This window comes from Iodobacter fluviatilis, assembly GCF_900451195.1.
Lineage (GTDB): Bacteria > Pseudomonadota > Gammaproteobacteria > Burkholderiales > Chitinibacteraceae > Iodobacter > Iodobacter fluviatilis.
Window position 1 is genome coordinate 60116 of sequence record NZ_UGHR01000004.1, and the last position, 22827, is coordinate 82942.

Below are 22827 nucleotides of genomic sequence, written 5' to 3' on the forward strand. Positions count from 1 at the left end.
TGAATATTCTGTGTTGGCATTGTAAGATTTGCGGGGTTTTTATGTAAATAAAAACAATGATTTTTATCGTTATTTATAAGTTTTGTTGTTTTTAATTTACACCTAGCTTATTAAAAGCCATGGCCTTGTATGAATGATTTTCATTTGGATAATGCGCTGTTTTTTTTGCCGGTGACAGGCAGCAAGGACTCAATGTCTGGGGGAGTATTAAGCATTTTTACTAAAATACTATTCAGTGGATGATTTTGAGGCTGAAGGTATTGGTTATGATCAAAAAAAGAGATTTGAGAAATACAAATCGGGTCTTAGTTCTCTGTCTGAATGCTCCGATCAGCGGCAGGCCTGCCCATGCTAAACTTCGGCCGCTGTTTCACTACCAGGGTTTCTCATGCTGCATCTCTTAAATACTCCCCAACGCGAGGCTGTTGTTTATCTGGGCGGGCCTTGCCTCGTTCTGGCGGGCGCTGGCTCCGGCAAGACGCGGGTGATTACGCAGAAGATTGCGTATTTAATTGAGAAGGCGGGCATGAATGCCAAAAACATCGCGGCAATCACCTTTACCAATAAGGCCGCGCGCGAGATGCAGGAGCGGGTGGGCGCGCTGCTGCCTAAGGAAATGCTCAAGGGGCTAACGGTTTCTACCTTTCACTCCCTCGGGCTGAAAATGCTGCGCGAAGAAGCGCGTCATCTGGGCTATAAGCCGCAGTTTTCTATTCTGGATTCGGCAGACGCTGCCAAAATTATCAGCGAGCAACTGGTTACCACCGACAAAGCCCTGATTCGAACCAGCATGAGCCAGATTTCTATGCTGAAGAACGATCGCATTTCGCCAGAAAAAGCGCTGGCTATGGCGCAATCAGAGGGCGAATTGCAGCTGGCCAAGCTGTACACCTCTTACCAGGACACTTTGTTTGCTTATCAGGCGCTTGATTTTGACGATCTGATCCGCCTGCCTGTCGATTTATTCGAGGCTAATCCCGAAGTTTTGGAAAAATGGCAAAACCGCCTGCGTTATTTGCTGGTCGATGAATACCAAGATACCAATACCACCCAATATCAATTGGTTAAGCTGCTGGCGGGTGTGACAGGTTTGTTTACTGCTGTGGGGGACGACGACCAGTCTATCTATGCCTGGCGTGGTGCGAATGTGGATAATTTGCGCCTCTTGCAAGAGGATTTTCCTAAGCTGCAGGTGATTAAGCTGGAGCAAAATTATCGCTCTATGGCGCGTATTTTGCGCTGCGCTAATGCGGTGATTGGCAATAATCCTAAATTATTCGAGAAAAAGCTTTGGTCTGATCTGGGGGTGGGCGATCCGATTATGGTGATCGAAACCAAAACCGAGGAAGAAGAAGCGGCTATGGTGCTGGATCATCTGGAGTCGAGTCGTTTTTTAAGCAATGGCAAGTATTCCAACTATGCCATTTTGTACCGTGGTAATCATCAGGCACGGATTATCGAGCAGCAAATGTGGGGGCGCCGTATTCCCTATGTGATTTCGGGCGGGCAATCGTTTTACGATAAGGCCGAAATTAAAGACGTACTGGCGTATTTGCGGCTGATTGCCAATCAGGACGACGATCCGGCGTTTATTCGCTCTGTGACGACACCTAAGCGTGGCGTGGGCAATGTTACGCTGGAAAAGTTGGGCAGCTATGCCGCCACCCGTAATGTGTCTTTCTTTACGGCAGTATATGAAGAAGGCTTTATTCATCAGGTGCAAGCCGCCCAGTACGAGCCTTTGCGCCTCTTTTGTGATTTTATCAATCGCATGCAAGACCGTGCAGTTAAAGAGCCCGCCGGGCCTTTATTAAATGAGCTGCTGCTGGGGATTGATTTTGAAACTTGGCTATACGAAAACGACGAGCCTCGCCCGGCCGAGGCCAAGTGGAAAAACATACAAGATTTAGTGGCCTGGATTAGCAAAAAAGGCGAGGAAGACGATAAAAGCCTGATCGATATCGTGCAAACCATCGCGCTGATCACCATGTTGGAAGGGCGTGATGAAGAAGAGGTGGATGCGGTAAAGCTATCTACCTTGCATGCATCCAAAGGGCTGGAATATCCGCATGTGTTTTTGATCGGCTGTGAAGAAAACATCTTGCCGCATCAGAATTCGATTGAAAGCAATATGGTGGAAGAAGAGCGGCGGCTGATGTATGTGGGCATTACCCGCGCCCAGCGCACACTGACCATTAGCTATTGCGGCAAGCGTCGCCGTGCTGGGGAATGGCAAATTACCGAGCCAAGCCGCTTTTTAAAAGAATTACCGCCCGAAGATGTGATCATCAGTGGCCGCTTGGCAGGGGACAAGCCCAAACCCGCCATGACAAAGGAAGAGCGTAAAGCTAAAAATGCTGAGCTGATGGCAAGGATAGGGAAGTAAGCACCGCCTGCAGAAAAAAAGGCCATGCTCAGAGCGGGTAAGGGAGCATAAGGGGAACCTGGCACTTGTTCAACGCTCTGAGCCGCTAGGATTTGCGATTTTGCGGTGTTACTTCGTTTGACTAAACACTTACTGATTTACATCTAAGAATTCTTATTCGGAAGGCGTATTCTGCTTGCCACATGCAACAGGATGATCTGTGCATGCGATTTGCCTGGCAGATTGATACTGCCCCAAGTCTTGAATGTAGATAATTTGAGTAAGAGATCCGTACTTTTTAGCGATGAAATATCTTCACTTCTGGCATAAAAGCCGGCGGGGTCGAAACTTATTCATGCGGATGGGATAATCGCAATAGGCTAAGACGAAAATGTATGCTTGCACAAAGTAAGCATTTTGTAGGTATGATCGCGAACAAAATCAAGAAATCAGAAAGAAAATTATCCAAGATATTTTTGATTTGAAGATTCCACCTTATTCAGGAGTAAGACCTAATGATCAGAGGCACAAAGATTGTTGCAACCCTCGGCCCCGCTTCCAACGACCCTAAGGTCTTGGAGCAGCTGATTCAGGCCGGGGTGAATATGGTTAGGCTGAACTTCTCCCATGGCACCGCACAAGACCATACCGATCGCGCTAATTTAGTGCGTTCTATTGCAGAGCGCCTCGGGCAATCTGTTGCGGTTCTGGCTGATTTGCAAGGCCCCAAGATTCGCGTTGGTAAGTTTGAAAACGGCAAAATTGAGCTAGTAAAAGGCACTGAGTTTATTCTGGATGCGGCTTGTGAGCTGGGTAATCAGGATTATGTGGGCCTAGATTACAAAGAATTGCCTAATGATGTGGTGTCGGGCGATATTTTATTGCTGGATGACGGCAAAATTAAGCTGGAAGTTATTTCGGTAACGGGCGTTAAAGTTTTAACGAAAGTTCTTGTGGGCGGCACCTTATCTAATAATAAGGGTATCAATCGCCAAGGCGGCGGCTTAACAGCGCCCGCGCTGACCGAAAAAGACATGGCCGATATCAAAACAGCGGCTGCATTGCATGCTGATTATGTGGCTGTTTCATTCCCTAAGAGTGGCAGCGATATGCACCTGGCGCGTACTCTTTTGCTGGCAGAAGGCAGCCATGCAGGTTTGATCGCCAAAATTGAGCGTACCGAAGCCATCACCAATCTGGTAGAAATCCTGGAAGCGTCCGACGGTATTATGGTGGCGCGTGGTGATCTGGCCGTTGAAGTGGGCGATGCGGCTGTACCTGCCTTGCAAAAGCGCATGATTAAGATGGCGCGTCAGATGCGCAAATTGTCGATTACGGCGACGCAAATGATGGAATCCATGATCAGCAGCCCGGTGCCTACACGCGCTGAAGTGTCTGATGTGGCCAATGCGGTGCTCGATGGTACTGATGCGGTGATGTTGTCGGCTGAATCAGCTGCGGGTAAGTACCCTGTAGAATCAGTAGAAGCCATGTTGCGTGTTTGCCAGGAAGTAGAAAAACACGCAGATATGCAAAGCGATAATGATTTTATCAGTGATGCAGTGGTTGAGCGTATCGATCAGGGTATTTCAATGGCGGCAGTTTATGCTGCCAGCCATTTGCCGATGAAGGCGATCGTGGCCCTGACTGATTCAGGTACTTCGGTACTGTGGCTGTCACGCTATATCAGCGCTGTGCCTATTATGGCCGTTACACAAAACTTGGCAACTTACCGTAAACTTGCTTTATATCGCCATGTTCAGCCAATGCTTATGCCAGAATCCGTAGGTAATGAGCGCGATGCACAAATTGCTCATGTGAAGATGGCCTTGGTGCGTGATGAGCGTGTTGTTGCTGGTGATTGCTTCGCAATGACTTGGGGTTCGCAAGCCGGTCTGGGTGCAAACACCCTGCAAATTGTAAAAATCGACACTCCGCAGGCTTAACACCATTTGTTAAGGCGCAAGGCGCAGATGTAAGTCAAACGGCGTGATACTCTGGCTGCCCGGCGGGCAGTCAGGGAGCGCCGTTTTTTTTGTCCCGAATATGGGCTTGCTGGCGGTATTGAGCACAATCTTTTAAATAGGAAGTGATCCCCATGCGTAAAGGGGTATATGCAGGTAGCTTTGATCCGGTCACGAATGGTCATCTGTGGATGATCGAACATGGCGTGGGTATGTTTGATGAAATGATTGTTGCGATTGGCGATAATCCGGACAAAACATACACCTTTAGCCTGGCTGAGCGTTTGGCCATGCTCAGAGAAACCACCGCACATTTGCCTTCTTTGCGGGTGGAGTCTTTTGAAAATTCATTTCTGGTGAATTATGCCCGCGAGCAAGGGGCTAATTTTATTTTGCGCGGCATTCGTGAAGCGGCCGATTACGAGTTCGAGCGCAAAATGCGCTATGTAAACGCCGATCTTGCCCCGCATATTGATACCGTGTTTTTGATGCCGCCGCGTGAAATTGCAGAGGTGAGCTCTACCATGGTGAAGGGCCTTGTCGGCCCTGCAGGCTGGCAGGGCGTAGTGCGGCAATACGTGCCCGAGCCGGTGTTTAATCGCTTTCTTGCGCTGAGGGCGAGCCAGGCTCAGCCTGAGGCTTGATCCTGTGTTTTAAGCGCGGCGTGGCCTGATATCGGAGCGGCAGTCGATTAGTGCAGGCTGGTTTTGGCTCTGCCTGTTACACTTCTGCTTTTATGTGCTCAAGATTTTATAAAAATGGCTGATATCGCTAGCTTTCGTAACCGCTTTGCCAAAAACGTTAAACATTGGGGCAAATGGGCCCGCCGGCAGGGCATTACTTGCTACCGTGTATACGATAGAGATGTACCTGAATTCCCTGTAATCGTTGATTTCTATGAAGGCCGTGTGCACTTGCAGGAAGTGGCCACCGGCTGGATGGAAAGCGATGAAGACCACGCCGATTGGCTGGAAGCGATTCGCAATGCCTGTGCTGAGGTGCTGGATATTGATGAATCCGCCGTGGTGCTGAAATTGCGCCAGCGGCAAAAAGGCCTGCAGCAGTATGAAAAGCTGGAAGGCGAGCTGTCTGAAGACTTTGTGGTGCAGGAAGGCGGCAATCAATTCTGGGTGAATTTAGGTGCCTACCTTGATACCGGCTTATTTCTGGATCACCGCAATACCCGCAAACGGGTGATGGAAGAAGCCAAAGGCAAACGCTTCCTGAATCTGTTTAGCTATACCGGCTCCTTCAGCGTTTACGCTGCTGCCGGTGGTGCCACACATACCACTACCGTGGATATGTCGAATACCTACCTAGAATGGGCCGAGCGTAATTTTGCTTTAAATGGCATGGATCCATCCCGCCATCAGCGCGTACGTGCCGATGTGTTTGAATTTTTATCCGAAGCCTTAAGCGAAAGCACCCGCTATGATCTGATCGTGATGGACCCGCCCTCGTTTTCTAATTCCAAAAAAATGAATGGTATTCTGGATATCCAGCGTGACCATTCTTGGCTGTTAGAAAGCGTACTAGCCCTGCTGAAACCGGGCGGCGTGCTGTACTTCTCCAATAATCTGCGTACCTTTACGCTGGATGACTGGCTAAAGCCCATGTGCACCGATATCTCTGGGCAATCTGTACCGGAAGACTTCCGCAACCGCAAAATCCATCAGTGTTTCAGGTTTGTAAAAGCTTAACTTTAAGCATGGCTAAACCTTGAACCACCGAGGTCACAGAGAGCACAGAAGTTCATAGAGAAAGAAGGTGTTGTTGGTGTTCTCTGTGGCTCTCTGTGCTCTCCTTTTCTCTGTGGTTAAAGATTTGGCTTAGCCAGATCATATTGATGCCCGTTTGTTTGGATTACCCCGTTCATGAATAACCCCTATTTTTCTTTCCCTCTCGTTCTGATTGATTTAGAAACCACTGGTGCAAATCCGAATACAGATCGTATTACTGAAGTGGGTATTGTGCAGATCGACGAGCAGGGCAGCCGCAGTTGGTCGCAGCTGGTGAATCCGGGGAAAGAGATTCCTGCTTTTATTCAGGAGCTGACCGGCATCAGTAATGAAATGGTGGCCGATGCGCCGCCATTTGCCGATATAGCGGAGCAGGTGCTGGAGCTGTTGCAGGGGCGGGTGTTTGTGGCGCATAACGCGCGCTTTGATTACGGGTTTTTAAAACAGGAATTCAAACGCCTCGATATGCGTTTACAGGCGCAGGTGCTGTGCACCGTAAAGCTGTCACGTAAGCTTTATCCGGCCGAGCATAAACACAGCTTAGATGCCCTGATTGCCCGCTACGGGCTGACTTTCTCTGGCGGCCGTCACCGCGCCCTTACCGATGCCGAGTTATTGCAGCAGTTTCTGGATGTAGCGCTGAAAGATCATGGCTCTGAGGTGCTGCATCAGGCGATTGCCGAATTATTACGCCAGCCTGCCCTGCCTCCTGCGCTGGACCCGGCCCAGATTGATGAATTGCCAGAGTCGTCTGGCGTTTACATCTTTTATGGCTCAGATGATGTGGCCCTTTATATTGGTAAAAATCACAATATCAGAAAGCGTGTGCTGGCCCATTTTGGCGATGCTAATCCTAAAGAAGTGCAGTTGGCGAAACGCACACAAAGGCTGGCCTGGCATGAAACATCGGGCGAGCTGGGGGCTGTGTTGCTTGAAACCAGCTTGGTTTCCCAATTAGAGCCAAGTTACAACCCGCCGCAGCGACGGATTAAAGAGCTGGGTGCTTGGCGCTTAGCAGCTAAAGACGACGTACTGCAGCCCTATTGGACGCCGTGGGCCGAAGTGGGAAGTGAGCCGGTGTTTGGCCCATTCCGCTCCCGCCGTGAAGCGGCCAATGTATTAAATAAAATGATCGATGGTCATGGCTTATGCAGGCAGGTTTTGGGGCTGGAGCCTAAGCCTAAATCGATGACCCCTTGCTCGGCGTTTTTAGAAGGCCGCTGTCGTGGTGCCTGTGTGGGCCGCGATATGACGCACAACGCTCGTTTTTCTGCGGCAATGGAGCGCTATCGTTTTCCGGTGTGGCCCTACAAGGGGGCCGTTGCGCTGGCAGAAGGCCCAGAATGGGCGCCTGTGCTGCAGGTGTTTGATCAATGGTGCTATCTGGGGGCGATCAATCACATTGACGAGTTAGCCACCTTAATGGCCAAGCCACGTAAATTTGAACTGGATGTATTTAAGCTGATTCAGAAAGAATTCAAAAAGCAGGGGCATAAATTGCAGAAGCTTGGAGAGGTAAATCTTTAAGCCCACACCTTGAAATATGGAGAGCACAGAGGACACGGAGTTCCACGAAAAAAACTTTAAGGCATTTTTTAAAAAGCACTTAAATTGTTCTTAAGTTTCTTTTGTTTTTTTTCCGTGTTCTCTTTTTTCTCCGCGTTTCAAGATGTGGGTTTTGATGTAATCAGCATTAAGCCGCGTAAATCACAAACACCGTCGGGCGTTTGTGTAGATCGGGTTTAGGGCCGCTTTTCCAGTCTGCGGCGGTTTTACTCACAATAAACTCATTTGGCGTGGTTAAGTCGCAAGCGACAGTGAGTTGGGTACTGCCTTTTAAACCGAGCAAGAGAGCATCAAATAAAGCGCCGTTGCGGTAAGGTGTTTCTATCATCAGCTCGGCTTGTTTATTGCGGAACGAGTCGTTTTCCAGCTGGCGGATGGCTTCAAGGCGGGCCGGATCCTGCGAGGGAATATAGCCGTTAAATCGGAACTTCTGGCCGTTGGCACCCGCCCCCATCAGGGCAAGCAAGATTGACGATGGCCCAACCAGTGGCGCGACTTTAATGCCCTTACGATGCGCTAAACGGATCAGGTTAGCACCTGGATCGGCGACGCCAGGGCAGCCCGCTTCGCTCATTAAACCAACATCGTGACCATCTAGCAGCGGCTTGAGCAGGGCGCTGAGCGCGTCTTCTTTGGTGTGCTCGTTCAGTTCTTCCATCCACAGGCTGCGCAGCTCGTGTGGCGTGCCAAATTCTTTTAAGAAGGCCCGAGCGGTTTTAGGCGCTTCAACAATAAAGTGTGTTAAGCGCTGCGCTGTGGCGAGTACGTCAGCCGGAATCACGCTGGCCAGTGTGTCTGTACCCAGCGGGACAGGAATCAAATACAGGGTGCCGCTCATAGCAGTGGAAATCCTTCATTTTTTAACATGGTAATTAATTCAATCAGCGGCAGGCCAATAATGGCGGCAGGATCTTTACCCTCGATGGCGGCAATCATCACAATGCCCAAGCCTTCGGTTTTGGCGCTGCCCGCGCAGTTATAGGGTTTTTCGCGCTGCAAGTAGGATTCGATCTCGGCATCGCTGTAGTCACGCATTGTTACGCGGGTAATATCTACACAATGCTGTTCTTGGCCCGTGGCGGTGTTGTAAAGGCAAAGTGCGGTATGAAATGCCAGTGTGTGGCCGCGCATTTTACTTAACTGATGAACGGCGCGCTCATGGTTTCCAGGCTTACCCAGCTGTTCACCATTTAACAGTGCCACTTGATCGGAGCCAATAATCAGGCTGTCCGGGTATTGATCAGCCAGTACGCGGGCTTTGGCAATGGCGAGGCGCAGGCTGGTGTCGCCCGCTGTTTCGCCGGGCAGGGCGCTTTCGTCCAGATCGGGCGCTGCAGTTACAAATGGAATACCTAGCCGCTCCAGCAATTCTTTGCGATAGGGCGAGGTCGATGCGAGGACTAATCGAGGTAAGTGCATGGATTTGTTAGACTCTTACGTAAATGACTTTGACAGGGTTAGTTAAGAGATTGTATCATGCGCGGTTTCTTGTATTCGTTCTGGTTCCTTATGACTGTTATTCACAGCGGTCAATTCGCGCTTGAAGGCGAAAAGATTGAAGGTACGATCCCGCTGTCTGAGTTAGGCCGCTTACATGATCTGCTTGCTAGTACTGAGGGCAGCATGGTCTGGAAGTTGTCTAGCGGCATTGATAAGTTAGAGCGGCCGTGGTTATTTGTTGATGTGGAAGGCGAAGTTCAACTCGTTTGCCAGCGTTGCTTAAAGCCCATGCCCTTTTTTGTTAATGTGGGTAGCACTCTCGTACAGTTTCCAGACGAGGCCCATCTTGATGAGGCAGAAAACGCTGACGAAGATCTCGAAGGTATCGTTATCGATCCCGAGCTCGACGTTATTGCGTTGATAGAAGATGAAATTCTGCTTGCCTTGCCCTTCGCGTCCCGACACGAAGACTGTGGTGCAGATCGCATTGTTTTAAAAGATTCAAAACCGAATCCGTTTGCTGTCCTGGCTCAGTTGAAAACCAGGGAAGCGGAATAAACTGTCAATTAAACTGGTTTTCAAGGAGCTACAATCATGGCTGTTCAACAGAATAAAAAGTCCCCGTCCAAGCGTGGCATGCGTCGTGCACACGACTTCCTTACCGCTCCGGCGCTGGCAGTTGAAGCTACGACTGGTGAAGCACATTTGCGTCACCACATCTCCCCAAATGGCTTTTACCGCGGTCGTCGCGTTATCAAAGCTAAGGGCGAGTAATCCCTTTTACAACCTCAGGGTTGTAATATGCGGCGCAAGCGGGCAACCCTTGCGCCGTTCGCCGTTCTGGATTCCCCAGTCTGTGCCTTTTTTGGAGCTCTGATTGCAGCGTTTTTCCGGCCGCGTACTGAGTGGCTGATAAATACTCTCTGGCTCCTTACAGGACTTGTTGCCCCCGATGGATATCACCGTTGCCGTTGATGCAATGGGCGGCGATCACGGCACGCACGTTACAGTGCCTGCAGTGCTTCGCTTCCTAAAAGAATTTCCTCATGTAAACGTCGTGCTGGTTGGTTTGCCCGATGTTCTTGCGGTTGAATTAAAAGCTTGCCATGCCACGGTAGGCCCTCGTTTGCGTGTTCATGCCGCAAGTGAAGTGGTGACCATGGATGAATCACCCCAGTCGGCGATGAAGAATAAAAAAGATTCTTCAATGCGTGTGGCGATTAATCTGGTTAAATCCGGCGAAGCTAATGCTTGCGTTTCTGCAGGCAATACGGGCGCGCTGATGGCCACTGCACGCTTTGTACTTAAAACCATTCCGGGAATTGATCGCCCCGCGATTGCCAAAATGATGCCATCCAGCCGCAATGAGACTTGCGTACTGGATCTTGGGGCTAATGCGGTATGCACGCCGCATAATATTTTGCAGTTTGCCATTATGGGTTCTTCGCTGGTGGCGGCAACCCGCCATATTGAAAATCCGACTGTGGGCTTGCTCAATATTGGTTCTGAAGACCAGAAAGGCAATGAGACGGTTAAAGAGGCCTCAGAATTACTGAAGGCATCCCGGCTTAATTTTCAGGGTAATGTTGAGGGAAATGATATCTACCGCGGTTCGGTCGATGTGGTTACCTGCGATGGTTTTACCGGTAATGTGGCTTTAAAAGCCTCGGAAGGCCTAGCAAAAATGCTGGCCGATTTCTTAAAACAAGAGTTTACCCGCAGCTGGTGGACGCGCATTATCGCACTCCTTGCGTGGCCGGTATTGGCACGCTTCAAAGCCAGAGTTGATCCGCGCCGTTATAACGGTGCGTCCTTGCTTGGCTTGAAAGGCATCGTGGTGAAGAGCCATGGTAGTGCAGATAAAGTGGCTTTTTACTGGGCTTTACGGCAGGCGATGGATGAGGCACGCTCAGGCGTGATTCAGCGCATCACTGAACAAGTTCAGGATCAGCTCGCAGAATTGGCAGCTCAAGAGACTGCCGTCGAATAAGGGGTTTGGCATGTACGCTCGCATTGTTGGCACTGGTTCATATTTACCGTCTCGTATTCTTTCAAATCAGGAAATCGCTGCGCGCGTTGAAACCAGTGATGAATGGATTGTTTCGCGTACGGGTATCCGTGAGCGTCATATTGCAGCTGAAGGCGAGCTGACATCTGATTTGGCGCTGAAAGCCGTTGAGGCGGCCATTGCCGCTGCGGGTGTAAGCAAAGAAGAAATTGATTTATTGATTGTGGCCACAACCACGGGTGATCAGATTTTTCCGTCAACGGCTTGTATCGTGCAGGATAAATTAGGCTTGCATGGTTTCCCGGCGTTTGATGTGCAGGCGGTATGTGCGGGATTTATTTACGCGCTGAGTACGGCTGAAAAATTTGTGAAAACGGGTGCTGCAAAATGCGCTGTTGTGGTGGGTGCAGAAACGGTTTCCCATTTAATTAACTGGGAAGATCGCGGCACATGCATCTTATTTGGTGATGGTGCGGGTGCAGTTGTCCTGAAGCCTTCCGCTGAAACCGGTATTCTGGCCACTAATTTGCGTGCAGATGGCCGTTACCGCCATATTCTGAAAGCAGATGCAAAGGTGAAATACGGTAGCCTTACAGGCAGCCCCTGGCTGTATATGGAAGGTAATGCAGTATTTAAGTTTGCAGTCAGAGCGCTTGCTGATGTGGCTGTAGAAACACTTGAGGCTGCTGGTCTTGCTCAATCAGAGATTGATTGGCTGGTTCCGCACCAGGCCAATATTCGTATTATTGAATCCACCGCAAAGCATCTTGGTTTAAGTATGGATAAAGTAGTGGTGACGGTGGCTGAGCATGGCAATACTTCTGCGGCATCTATTCCTTTAGCACTGGACGTTGCAGTGCGTGATGGGCGGATTAAACCGGGCCAGAAAATATTAATGGAAGGGATTGGTGGTGGTTTTGCCTGGGGCGCAGTCATCGCTCAGTTTTAATATTAACGGCGCAGCAATGCGCCGTTTGACTATCCGGCATTAAAATAACTGTTTGAATTTTGCTGAAGACATGTGCTTTAGCGGCGTGAGAGGAGAAAAAAATGGCATTAGCATTTGTATTCCCGGGCCAAGGCTCACAATCGATCGGCATGATGAATGGCTGGGCTGATTTGGCAGTAGTAAAAGCAACGTTTGACGAAGCTTCGGCGATTCTGGGTGAAGACTTATGGCAAATGGTCGCTGATGGCCCTGCAGAGCTGTTAAATGCAACCATTAATACCCAGCCTTTGATGCTGACTGCGGGTGTGGCCGTATGGCGCGCATGGCAGGCACAGGGGGGCGTACAGCCAGAAGTACTGGCAGGACACAGCCTAGGCGAATACACCGCACTTGTGGCGGCAGAGGCATTATCGTTTGGCGATGCGCTGCAATTAGTCCGTTTGCGTGCAACGGCGATGCAGGATGCTGTGCCCGCAGGCACAGGCGCAATGGCGGCTATTCTTGGCCTTGCTGATGATCAGATTATTGCGGCGTGTGAAGAAGTCGCGCAGGGTGAGGTTGTTGCTGCTGTGAATTTTAATTCACCAGGCCAAGTGGTGATTGCGGGCAGCAAGGCTGCAGTTGAGCGCGCTTGCGAGGCTTGTAAAGCGCGTGGTGCTAAGCGGGCGATGTTATTACCAGTGTCTGTACCGTCACATTGCGCTTTAATGCGGCCTGCTGCAGAAAAGCTGCAACAAAAGTTAGATACAATCGTCATCAATACGCCTGTGATTCCTGTCTTGCATAATGCCGATGTGGCCGCATATAGCGATGCAGCACAAATTAAAGATGCATTGGTTCGTCAGCTTTATGAGCCAGTACGTTGGGTGGAAACCATCACTAAGATGGCAAATGACGGCATCACCGTGATTGCAGAATGCGGCCCGGGTAAAGTACTGGCAGGCTTGAATAAGCGAATTGCAACTGAAGCGCAGCAAGTGGCGCTGGTTGATGCTGCAGCACTGCAAACATTAAAAGCAATGCTGTAAGCCTCTGGCAGGCTGCTTGAATAATCTGGAGATTTTGCATGAGTTTTGAAGGTAAAGTAGCACTGGTAACGGGGGCATCCCGGGGTATTGGTCAGTCGATTGCACTTGAGCTTGCTCGTGCAGGGGCACTGGTGATTGGTACCGCAACCTCAGATGCGGGCGCAGAAGCCATTACCGCTTACTTAAAAGAAGCAGGTAATGCAGGCTGTGGCTTACGCTTGCAAGTAACCGAAGAGGGCGCTTGTGATGCGATTATTGACTCAATTACCCAACAATTTGGCCCGGTGACCATTCTTGTGAATAATGCAGGGATTACCCGTGATAATCTCCTGATGCGCATGAAGGACGAAGAATGGGATGAGGTGATGGCCACCAATCTGCGTCCGGTGTATAAGCTCTCCAAGGCCGTCATGCGCGGCATGATGAAAGCGCGTTGGGGCCGGATTATTAATATTGCGTCGGTGGTTGGGGCTACAGGTAATCCTGGGCAAGCTAACTACTGTTCAGCCAAAGCGGCTTTATTTGGTTTTACTAAATCGCTGGCGCGTGAGATCGGCTCCAGAGGGGTAACTGTGAATGCAGTGGCTCCCGGTTTTATCGATACCGACATGACAAAGTCGCTGCCTGATGAACAAAAGGCTAAACTAGTCGAACAAATTGCCTTAGGACGCTTAGGTAATCCGCAGGACATTGCAGATGCGGTGAGTTTTTTGGCGTCAGATAAAGCTGCTTACATTACAGGCAATACCCTGCATGTAAACGGCGGAATGTATATGAATTAAGGCGGTATCCACGCTGATCGCAGATTTAATTTGCCGCTCAGCGTGGTTTTTTGGTTGTGCATTTGACCGAAGTCACTCGACAAACGTTTGCTGTGACTGTTTTTTTGGTAGAATGCCGACGTTTTTTTTAGTAATTAAGACAAGGCTTGGGACATAAATTCATGGAAAACATCGAACAGCGTGTTAAGAAGATCGTTGCCGAGCAACTTGGCGTGCCGGAAACAGACGTTAAGATTGACTCATCGTTTGTAAACGACCTCGGTGCCGATTCTCTCGATACCGTTGAACTCGTCATGGCACTGGAAGAAGAATTCGAGTGCGAAATTCCTGACGAAGAAGCCGAAAAGATTACTACCGTTCAGCAAGCTATTGACTTCGTCAATGCTAACCTGAACAAGTAATTAGTTTTTCTCGAGGCCTCTGCGATAAGCGTGTAAGCGTTTATTGTGGAGGTCTTGTTCCATCTGGTCCTTTATAGGGCCATCTCACGGAGACTGCCCCGTGTCTAAACGCAGAGTAGTTGTCACCGGCTTGGGACATGTCTCGCCGGTAGGCAATGATGTGGCTACCGGTTGGGCAAATTTGCTCGCTGGTCAGTCTGGCATCACCCAAATTACCCGTTTCGACGCCAGCGACCTGGCCTGCACCATTGCTGGTGAAGTCAAAGGTTTCGATATTACCGAGTACATCTCGGCAAAAGACGCACGCCGTATGGATGTGTTTATCCATTACGGTATCGCCGCAGCCCTGCAAGCGATTAAAGATGCAGGTCTCGATGATGTTGCGGATTTAGATAAAACACGCGTTGGCGTAAATATTGGTTCTGGTATCGGTGGCCTTTGGTCTATCGAGCAGACCAGCGCGGCGATGCTTGAAAGTGGCCCGCGTAAAATTGGCCCGTTCTTTATTCCGGGTTGCTTGATTAATCTGGTTGCAGGTCATGTAACCATTTTGAAGGGCTATCAGGGACCAAGTTATGGCATCGTTTCTGCATGTACTACCGGTGCGCATAGCATTGGCGATGCGGCCCGTATTATTCAATACGGTGATGCCGATGTGATGGTTGCAGGCGGTGCAGAAGGCGCGATTTCCCGCCTTGGCATGGGCGGCTTTGCCGCCATGAAAGCGCTGTCTACCCGTAATGATGATCCGGCTACGGCATCCCGCCCTTGGGATACGGGCCGCGATGGCTTTGTTATGGGTGAAGGCGCGGGTGTACTGGTACTGGAAGAGTACGAGCATGCCAAAAAACGTGGCGCAACCATCTACGCTGAACTGATCGGTTTTGGTATGAGCTCGGACGCTTACCATATCACTTCACCAACGGCAGAAGGCCCGGCTCGTGGCGTAAGCAATGCCTTGCGTGATGCCGGCATTAATCCGGATGAAGTGGATTACGTGAACGCTCACGGCACATCAACGCCAGTGGGTGATGCAAATGAAACCAATGCGCTGAAAATTGCCTTTGGTGATCATGCTAAAAAGCTGGTGGTAAATTCTACTAAATCCATGACGGGCCATTTATTGGGCGGCGCGGGTGGTGTGGAAGCGATTTACTCCATTTTGGCTCTGCATCATCAGGTATCCCCGCCTACCATCAATATCTTCGAGCAAGATATTGCGGGTGGTTGTGATCTGGATTATGTGGCTAATACCGCGAGAGATATGAAGATTGGCGTTGCAATTTCTAACTCTTTTGGCTTTGGCGGCACAAACGGTACGCTGGTTTTCCGCAAAATTTAACGTGGAAAGCAGTAACAAAAAAGGCTGCTTCGGCAGCCTTTTTTATGTCTGTAAATTGCAGTATATATAGATAGTGTTTTTACAAGGTAAAGACAGGTAATACAGCAAGCTATTATGGATTTGGGCAAAGTTTTAGGAACCAGCAAACAGATCATTCGCAGAATATGCCCTAGCGAGGTTGGGGGCTAATCCTCGCGCTGTAATGTGTAATTCAGCTGGCTGATATCAAAGCCCTGCTCTTTAGCAATGTCTAGGGCGGCATTTAAATCTTGCCTGCTGATGGTCTGGCTGCGCGAAAGCAGCCACAGATATTTGTGATTTGGGTTGCCTACCAGTGCCCATTGGTAATCATCACCGAGGCCAAAGACCCAATAATCCGCAGAGAATGGCCAGAAGAAGCTGACTTTTAATTTGGCATTACCGCTGTTGGGTACCACGCTTGCGTGCCCGCCCGCCTCTGCAAAGCTGCCGTCTTGTTTACGGCAGCGATTGAGCACACCAATTTTATCGTCCCCCTGCTTAGTGTATTCCGCTGTGGTATCCGCAACGCACATGCGTTGAAAATACATGGGGAAACTGGCGATTTCGTACCAGCGGCCTAAATAACGGTCTAAATCCAGTGAGGCAATAGTCACGGGTTCGGCACAGGCGGTGCCGCTGATCATCAGGCTGAGAAGTAAGGCTGATATGCGCATATTTGCCTTCTTTTTTTAGCGGTATTTTATATATTCTAGCAGCTTGCCCGGCAGACGCGATCGCATTCATGGCATGAAATGGGCTTTGTGAATTGATCCGCAGTAAAACAGCAAATGCATTGTCCATGCTTATTTGTATACTTTCTCTGCCTGTGCAAAGCTTTATTTCTCTGGTGACTTACTGATAAGTAAACGCAAGGGATTTAATGCAACGCTATCGTTTGTTTAAGTGATAAGGTATAAGGCTGCACTTGCCCTGTTAAAATACTGATTATGTTCTGTCTATCTCTTTCCCAAACTCCAGACTTATTAGCGCTGCACGCCAGCGATCCTGCCCGTTTTCCTGCCCTTGCTGAAACAGGTGGCGGTCATGCAGGGTGGGATATTCTCTTTGCCTTACCACGGGAAGTGCGTGTTTATGCTGCAGGTGAGGGCGAGGCTTTCGTTAGTGATCTGCGCAGCTTGCCTTTGAATCCCTTGCTGCCCCGTCCGGAAGAGCTGCCGCTTGATGCACCTTTTGCGGGGGGCTGGTTCACTTACGCGGGCTATGAGCTGCTTTCTGTCTTTGAGCCACATGTTCCGCAACGCGCTGAGGCCGATTTTCCTGTCGCTGCCTTATTACGCATTCCAGCCGCTGTTTTACTTGAGCGCCCATCCGGACAAGCATGGCTGGTCGCCGAAACACTGGAAGAGTTAGAAATGCTCGCCGGGCGGGTTGCTGATACGCCCGAATTTAATCCGTCGCTGCCTCAGGTTGCGTCCATTACCGAGGATGATCCTGAAGCCTTTTTACAAGGGGCAGAGCAGGCTCTTATATATATAAGAGAAGGGGATGTTTTTCAGGTGAATTTATCCCGTGGCTGGGATGTACACTTGGCACACACTTTAAGCCCTGCCGAGCTTTTTGCCAGCTTGCGGGTTCGCAATCCTGCGCCGTTTTCTACCCTGCTTGATTTAGGCTGCTATGGTGCGGTGGTCAGCTCTTCACCGGAACGCTTGGTTAAAGTAAAAGGGGATTGTGTTGAAACTCGGCCTATTGCAGGTACTCACCCAAGATCGCTGGATGCAGCTGAAGATGCCAAGCTTAAAGAGCGGCTTTTAGCCACACCTAAAGAGCGTGCAGAGCACATCATGCTGGTTGATTTAGAGCGTAATGATCTGGGGCGTATTTGTCGTCCCGGCACGGTGCAGGTGGACGAGCTGATGGCTGTGGCAACCTATGCTTTTGTGCATCATATTGAATCCAATGTTCGCGGGCTGCTAAGCACTGGGCAAACTCCTGCAGATATTCTTAGAGCGCTGTTTCCCGGAGGGACCATTACAGGTTGCCCTAAGGTGCGCTGTATGCAAATTATCAGGGAGCTGGAAGATAGACCACGATATGCTTACACGGGTAGTTTGGGTTATATCAATTTGGATGGATCAATGGATCTCAATATCCTGATTCGTACTTTCTTACAAAGACAAAACCAGCTTTATTTCAGAGCAGGTGCGGGTATTGTGATTGATTCAGATCCTGAGCGTGAATTACAAGAAACAAGGCATAAAGCACGTGGTTTATTGCGTGCTATTGGTGTGGAAGGATAGGCCACATTACAAATGCGGGCTTGTTTCTAGTGCCTGTGCATAAGCTGAATATCGGGTGGCAAAGCAAATCGTTTTGTTCACCCTTTTTTTATGGAGTTTTAAAATGAGATTGCTTAATGGCCAGCCCCAAGATGTGATTAGTATGGCTGATCGGGCGTTTCAATTTGGTGACGGGGTGTTTCGCACCATGCGCTGCATCGGCGGGTCGATTGAATTTTGGGCCAGACATTACGCACGCTTACAACAAGATTGTGCTGCACTAGGAATAATGTGCCCCGCTGAGGATTTGCTGTTAGAGGACTTTCGAAAGCTTACGCCTATTGACGCCGTACTTAAGATTATCATTACAAGAGGAGAAACCTCTCGGGGCTATGGTTCGCCGCCGGCGCTGGTGGTTAATCGCATTGTTCAAGTGGCTGCTTTACCCGTGTATCCCGATGATTTTTATCAGCAGGGTGTAAAAGTACGGGTTTGCACGACGCGTGCAAGCTGGCAGCCCGCTCTGGCGGGGGTTAAGCATTTGAATCGTATAGAAAATGTTTTAGCACGACGGGAATGGAGTGATCCGGACATTTTTGAAGGCCTGATGCTGGACAGAGATGATCAGATTGTCGAAGGCGTGATGAGTAATGTGTTGGTTTTAAGCGACAGCATTTTAAGCACCCCAAAACTGGATCAAAGTGGGGTAAATGGGGTGATGCGAGAGGCCGTTTTTGATGCTGCAATGCAGCATGGCTGGACGGTGGAAAAACGAGTCTGGAAGCTGGATGAGATTAAAAAAGCAGAAGCAATTTGGTTAACAAATAGCGTAATGGGATTATTGCCAGTGTCGTCTTTATGTGAACAGCATTTTGCCCCTCACCCCGCGCAAGTACTACTCTCGGCAGCACTTAAGCAGTTGCGCCAAAAGGAAAAATTTGCGATTGTGAATGAGCCGGATATGACGAAAGGGTAATTTGTCACAGCGTGGGATAGGGGCTTGGCCTTATATTGGCGCTCCTCCAACGCAAAAACGGCAAGCCCGAAGGCTTGCCGTTTTTGATCAATCTGGAGGAGAGAGGGGGATTCGAACCCCCGATACTCTTGCGAGTACGCCTGATTTCGAGTCAGGTACATTCAACCACTCTGCCACCTCTCCAAAGAGGAGACGAATTCTAGCGCAATTTTTACCTAAGGCAAAGCAGTGTTTGTCATTTTAGGAAGAATTAGTGCAGAATGCGGCCGGTATCAACAAACGGGATGCGCATGAAACATTGGCTCATGGCTCTGGCAACAGTTGTTCTAACGGGTTGCGGCGATATGCCGGAACAATCTTCCAACCGGGTTCTTCCTTGGGCAGAATCACAAGAACTCGTCGTACTGGTACAAAACGGTCCGACCACACTCTATGTCGATGCTGAAGGCAATTACGCAGGCTTGGAGTACGACCTCGTTACTCGCTTTGCAGTAGCAAATGGGCTGAAAGTGCGTTTTATCGTAACCAGCAGCTATGCCGAGTTACTTTCTAGGCTTAAGGGAAATGAAGCTCACTTTGCTGTTGGTGTGCAAAAAGGCTTTGAAAGCCAAGGGCTTGCATTTGGCCCTGCATATCAGAGTATCGAGCCAGTGCTGGTTTACCCCAGTAATAAAACGGCAGCCAGTGTTTTGGCAGAGCTGAGCGCTGGAGAGGCAAGTATCAGTACCCTGCCTCAGTACACCATGGCGCTGGATAAGCTAAAGGTCAGCAAACCTGGCCTGAACTGGCAAGTTGTAGAAGATGGCGATAGCGAAGACTTGATCGAGCGCGTTGCCAATGGCCAGCTCAGCTATGCGATGGTTGATTCGCATGCTGCTGACGTTGCCCAGAATTACTTCCCTAAAATCGCAATTTCGCGTGATATGGGCTCGGTGCAACAGCTGGCGTGGGCTGCACCTGAGGGCGATAGCGAGCTCTTTACCCGGTTTGAAGGCTTCTTCAGCAAAATGGCCCAAAGCGGTGAGATGCGCAGTTTGCTTGACCGATATTACGGCCATGTGAATCGCCTCGGTCAGTTGGATGCCATGGCGTTTTTAGACAAGCGCAAAGCCACTTTGCCACGTTATAAAAAGTGGTTTAAAGAGGCTGAAACCAAGACCGGCCTTGATTGGCGCTTGGTGGCTGCATTGTCTTATCAGGAATCGATGTGGGACCCGGAAGCGGTTTCTATGTCGGGTGTGCGTGGCATGATGATGCTCACCAACGATACGGCAGAACGTTTGGGCGTGAACCGCCTCGACCCCTATCAAAGTATTCAGGGTGGCGCACGTTATATCCAGACCATGAAAGATAGCTTGGCTGAGAATATTACCGAGCCTGATCGCACTTGGTTGGCTTTAGCTGCCTACAATGTCGGTTTGGGCCATCTGCTTGACGCCCGTGCATTGGCGGTGAAGCTGGGCAAAAACCCAGATAGCTGGGTGGACGTGAAAACCACACTGCCACTTTTACGTAATCCGCAATATTTTAAATCGGCCAAATACGGTTATGCCCGAGGCGGCGAACCCGTGATTTTTGTTGAGCGTTTACGTACTTACTACGATATTTTGGTGCGCTTCGAGAGCCCAGTGCAAAGCACGATGCCGGTGCTTAGCGAGAATGTTGTGGTACAAAACCCCAATAATTTGCCGCTGAATATCAATAATCGCGTGCTGGCGGCCAAGCAAGTGCGTACTGCGGCGCTCTGATCAGAAGCGCTGCAAGCTTCAGCATAAAAGGGCAAAGAGCGGTTTTTGCCGCGAATGACCTTGTTACAGCTAAGCAGCAGCATCGATGAAAAGCATCGGATTCCTTGGGGTTTGTTGCTGTGGATAGGGGGAGATCCGCTTCGCCTGCGGCGCAGTTTGCTCTTACGCGCTACAATATCGCCTTCCACGCACTATTTCCGGTAGCTTTTTTATGACTGTACGTACTCGTTTTGCCCCTAGTCCTACGGGCTTATTACATATTGGCGGTGTACGCACCGCGCTGTTTTCATGGGCGCATGCTCGCAAAAATGGCGGCGCATTTGTGCTGCGTATCGAAGACACCGATTTAGAGCGTTCCACACCCGAATCTGTGAAAGCCATCATGGATGGCATGCATTGGGTCGGTATCGACTACGATGAAGGCCCGTTTTACCAAATGCAGCGTATGGATCGCTACCGCGAAGCCGTGAAGCAACTCTTAGCCAGTGGCCACGCCTACCCTTGTTATATGTCCAAAGAAGAGCTCGATGCCATGCGCGCAGAGCAAGAAGCTTTGGGCTTAAAAGCCAAGTACGATCGCCGCTGGCGGCCGGAAGAAGGCAAGGTACTGCCAGAGCCGCCTGCCGGTGTGCAGCCCGTGTTGCGCTTCAGAACGCCACTGGATGGCGTAGTAGCATGGGATGATCTGGTGAAAGGCCGGATTGAGATTGGCAATATCGAGCTGGACGATCTGATCATCGCCCGCCCCGATGGCACGCCGACCTATAACTTCTGCGTGGTGGTGGATGACTGGGATATGGGCATCACCCAAGTAATTCGCGGTGATGATCATGTGAATAACACGCCCCGCCAGATTCATATCTTTAACGCGCTGGGCGCGATCGTGCCGCAATTTGCCCATCTGCCGATGATTCATAATGATCAGGGCCAGAAATTATCCAAGCGCCGCGATGCCGTTAGTGTGGTGGATTACGACCGGGCCGGTTATCTGCCGGAAGCCCTGCTCAACTACCTGGCGCGTTTAGGCTGGGGCCACGGTGACGACGAATGCTTCACCATGGCGCAATTTGTAGAATGGTTTGATCTGAAAGACGTATCGGCCAGCCCAAGCCGCTTTGATAAAGAAAAGCTGCTGTGGCTGAATGCACAGCATATCAAGGCCGCCGATACCGCCCGCCTGGCCGATCTGGCTAAGCGCTTCTTGGATGAAAAAGGACTTGATCTAAGCCATGGCCCTGCCTTGGTGGATGTGGTGGCCCTCTTAAAAGAGCGCGTACAAACCATTGTTGAGCTGGCAGCCGAAGCAGAATACTTTTACCAGCCGCTGACGCCTTCTGATGAGATTGTGGCCAAGCATTTAACGAGCGACGATCTGGCCCGCCTGAGCGCCTTTGCCAGCGAAGCTGCAGCACTGGAAGCATGGGATACCGCGGGCATCTCGGCCTTTATTAAAGAATTTTGCAAATCGCAGGGCGTGAAGATGGGGCAGGTGGGCATGCCACTGCGCGCCAAAGTCTGCGGCACCACGCATACGCCCTCGGTGGATGCGGTGCTGGCTTTGCTGGGGAAGGCTGAAGTATTAAAACGCCTAGCTTAAGCATTGCCATATAAAAAAACCGGGCTAAATGGCCCGGTTTTTTTATGCTTAAAAGGAAATATGGGTGGAGTTTAAAAAAATTGATCCGCAGCATGATTTTGATCTTTGCCTGCAATTCAGAAAAGACGCCTATTTTTGCAGCTTTCAAACTTGGGCTGGCTTTACTGAGTTTGTGGGGTTGGATGGGGCAGATTACCATCATAAAATTCTCTCCAGAATTGATGATCCGCGCTGGGGATATTTTCATGTGCATTCTGAAGGGCAAATTATTGGGCAAATAGAGTTCAAAACCTACTCACATCTTGAGCAAACGGGTTATGTGCATTTGTTTTATCTTGCACCCGAATATCGGGGTAAAGGTTACTTTAAACAACTCAATCAGTTTGTCATGGCTCAGCTGGAAAACGCGAATTGTGCAGTCGCAGTGCTTGCGCTTGGGCGGGAAAATCATGCTGCGATGGGGGCATATCAAAAAAATGGCTGGCTGATGCAGGGCGCTAAAAATGAACGCTCGGATTACTGGGCTTATCATTTAAACAGCCAGTGTGGAGATGTGTAATGCGCTTGCTGCCGTTTGCAGTAACTTTGCTCATCTTGTCAACATTACAAGGCACTTAGTTGGGGTGAAGCTTACCGCCCTATAATGGCGGCACACCATTTT

The 22827-nt window shown here is 49.9% G+C and carries 21 protein-coding genes and 1 tRNA gene; 18 read left to right on the forward strand and 4 right to left on the reverse strand.

Going from position 1 to position 22827, the window contains the following annotated elements; all coding sequences use genetic code 11:
* Positions 1 to 388: 388 nt before the first annotated feature.
* From DYD62_RS19070 to DYD62_RS19090, 5 genes are all read left to right on the forward strand, one after another.
* Positions 389 to 2386, forward strand: coding sequence for a UvrD-helicase domain-containing protein (locus DYD62_RS19070; RefSeq protein ID WP_115229072.1), 1998 nt, complete (start codon positions 389 to 391; stop codon positions 2384 to 2386).
* A gap of 494 nt (positions 2387 to 2880) precedes the next feature.
* Positions 2881 to 4311 carry a pyruvate kinase gene (gene pyk, locus DYD62_RS19075; protein WP_115229075.1) on the forward strand — a complete coding sequence of 477 codons (1431 nt, stop codon included), beginning with the start codon at positions 2881 to 2883 and terminating at the stop codon, positions 4309 to 4311.
* Between the two features lie 152 nt (positions 4312 to 4463).
* A complete protein-coding gene (gene coaD / locus DYD62_RS19080; RefSeq protein ID WP_115229077.1) occupies positions 4464 to 4973 on the forward strand; it encodes a pantetheine-phosphate adenylyltransferase in 510 nt (169 codons plus the stop codon).
* Between the two features lie 114 nt (positions 4974 to 5087).
* Entirely contained in the window at positions 5088 to 6029 is a 942-nt protein-coding gene (locus DYD62_RS19085) for a class I SAM-dependent methyltransferase (protein ID WP_115229978.1), read from the forward strand.
* 174 nt (positions 6030 to 6203) lie between these two features.
* Positions 6204 to 7595: an exonuclease domain-containing protein gene (locus DYD62_RS19090; protein ID WP_115229080.1), complete on the forward strand. Its 1392-nt coding sequence runs from the start codon at positions 6204 to 6206 to the stop codon at positions 7593 to 7595.
* A 166-nt stretch (positions 7596 to 7761) separates the two neighbouring features.
* Here DYD62_RS19090 and DYD62_RS19095 read toward each other — a convergent pair whose 3' ends face one another.
* Together DYD62_RS19095 and DYD62_RS19100 are read right to left on the reverse strand one after the other, a co-directional pair.
* Complete coding sequence (locus DYD62_RS19095) at positions 7762 to 8472, reverse strand: SAM-dependent methyltransferase (protein WP_115229083.1); 711 nt, start codon at positions 8470 to 8472, stop codon at positions 7762 to 7764.
* Complete coding sequence (locus tag DYD62_RS19100) at positions 8469 to 9053, reverse strand: Maf family protein (protein WP_115229085.1); 585 nt, start codon at positions 9051 to 9053, stop codon at positions 8469 to 8471. The genes DYD62_RS19095 and DYD62_RS19100 overlap by 4 nt, the downstream gene beginning before the upstream one ends.
* Positions 9054 to 9110: 57 nt before the next feature.
* On the opposite strand from DYD62_RS19100, the gene DYD62_RS19105 reads away from it, so the two are divergent.
* From DYD62_RS19105 to fabF, 8 genes are all read left to right on the forward strand, one after another.
* Positions 9111 to 9632 carry a YceD family protein gene (locus DYD62_RS19105; RefSeq protein WP_233702982.1) on the forward strand — a complete coding sequence of 174 codons (522 nt, stop codon included), beginning with the start codon at positions 9111 to 9113 and terminating at the stop codon, positions 9630 to 9632.
* 36 nt (positions 9633 to 9668) lie between these two features.
* Positions 9669 to 9848 (forward strand): 50S ribosomal protein L32, encoded by a 180-nt coding sequence (rpmF, locus tag DYD62_RS19110; RefSeq protein ID WP_046351409.1) that lies wholly within the window; start codon positions 9669 to 9671, stop codon positions 9846 to 9848.
* A 178-nt stretch (positions 9849 to 10026) separates the two neighbouring features.
* Complete coding sequence (plsX, locus tag DYD62_RS19115) at positions 10027 to 11064, forward strand: phosphate acyltransferase PlsX (protein WP_115229088.1); 1038 nt, start codon at positions 10027 to 10029, stop codon at positions 11062 to 11064.
* A 10-nt stretch (positions 11065 to 11074) separates the two neighbouring features.
* Positions 11075 to 12031, forward strand: a complete 957-nt coding sequence (locus tag DYD62_RS19120; protein WP_115229090.1) for a beta-ketoacyl-ACP synthase III — start codon at positions 11075 to 11077, stop codon at positions 12029 to 12031.
* A gap of 101 nt (positions 12032 to 12132) precedes the next feature.
* Entirely contained in the window at positions 12133 to 13059 is a 927-nt protein-coding gene (gene fabD / locus DYD62_RS19125) for an ACP S-malonyltransferase (protein WP_115229093.1), read from the forward strand.
* Between the two features lie 38 nt (positions 13060 to 13097).
* A complete protein-coding gene (gene fabG / locus DYD62_RS19130) occupies positions 13098 to 13841 on the forward strand; it encodes a 3-oxoacyl-ACP reductase FabG (RefSeq protein ID WP_099399089.1) in 744 nt (247 codons plus the stop codon).
* Between the two features lie 161 nt (positions 13842 to 14002).
* Positions 14003 to 14242: an acyl carrier protein gene (acpP, locus tag DYD62_RS19135; RefSeq protein ID WP_115229095.1), complete on the forward strand. Its 240-nt coding sequence runs from the start codon at positions 14003 to 14005 to the stop codon at positions 14240 to 14242.
* A 100-nt stretch (positions 14243 to 14342) separates the two neighbouring features.
* Positions 14343 to 15584 carry a beta-ketoacyl-ACP synthase II gene (gene fabF, locus DYD62_RS19140; RefSeq protein WP_115229098.1) on the forward strand — a complete coding sequence of 414 codons (1242 nt, stop codon included), beginning with the start codon at positions 14343 to 14345 and terminating at the stop codon, positions 15582 to 15584.
* Positions 15585 to 15769: 185 nt separating this feature from the next.
* Here the strand turns inward: fabF and DYD62_RS19145 are convergent, their stop codons facing one another.
* On the reverse strand, positions 15770 to 16279 hold the full coding sequence (locus tag DYD62_RS19145) for a lipocalin family protein (protein WP_115229101.1): 510 nt from the start codon (positions 16277 to 16279) through the stop codon (positions 15770 to 15772).
* Positions 16280 to 16552: 273 nt separating this feature from the next.
* On the opposite strand from DYD62_RS19145, the gene DYD62_RS19150 reads away from it, so the two are divergent.
* The gene (locus DYD62_RS19150; protein WP_115229103.1) at positions 16553 to 17866 is read left to right on the forward strand and encodes an aminodeoxychorismate synthase component I; all 1314 of its coding nucleotides are present in this window, start codon (positions 16553 to 16555) and stop codon (positions 17864 to 17866) included.
* Positions 17867 to 17969: 103 nt separating this feature from the next.
* Positions 17970 to 18821: an aminodeoxychorismate lyase gene (gene pabC, locus DYD62_RS19155; RefSeq protein WP_115229106.1), complete on the forward strand. Its 852-nt coding sequence runs from the start codon at positions 17970 to 17972 to the stop codon at positions 18819 to 18821.
* 93 nt (positions 18822 to 18914) lie between these two features.
* Here the strand turns inward: pabC and DYD62_RS19160 are convergent.
* Positions 18915 to 19004: transfer RNA gene (locus DYD62_RS19160), tRNA-Ser, on the reverse strand.
* A 107-nt stretch (positions 19005 to 19111) separates the two neighbouring features.
* Between DYD62_RS19160 and mltF the strand changes: the two genes are divergently transcribed.
* The 3 genes from mltF to DYD62_RS19175 all read left to right on the forward strand — a co-directional run bounded on the left by mltF (position 19112) and on the right by DYD62_RS19175 (position 22725).
* Complete coding sequence (gene mltF, locus DYD62_RS19165) at positions 19112 to 20569, forward strand: membrane-bound lytic murein transglycosylase MltF (RefSeq protein WP_165928718.1); 1458 nt, start codon at positions 19112 to 19114, stop codon at positions 20567 to 20569.
* A 211-nt stretch (positions 20570 to 20780) separates the two neighbouring features.
* Entirely contained in the window at positions 20781 to 22166 is a 1386-nt protein-coding gene (gene gltX / locus DYD62_RS19170; protein ID WP_115229111.1) for a glutamate--tRNA ligase, read from the forward strand.
* A 64-nt stretch (positions 22167 to 22230) separates the two neighbouring features.
* Positions 22231 to 22725: a GNAT family N-acetyltransferase gene (locus DYD62_RS19175; protein ID WP_165928717.1), complete on the forward strand. Its 495-nt coding sequence runs from the start codon at positions 22231 to 22233 to the stop codon at positions 22723 to 22725.
* Positions 22726 to 22827 lie beyond the last annotated feature (102 nt).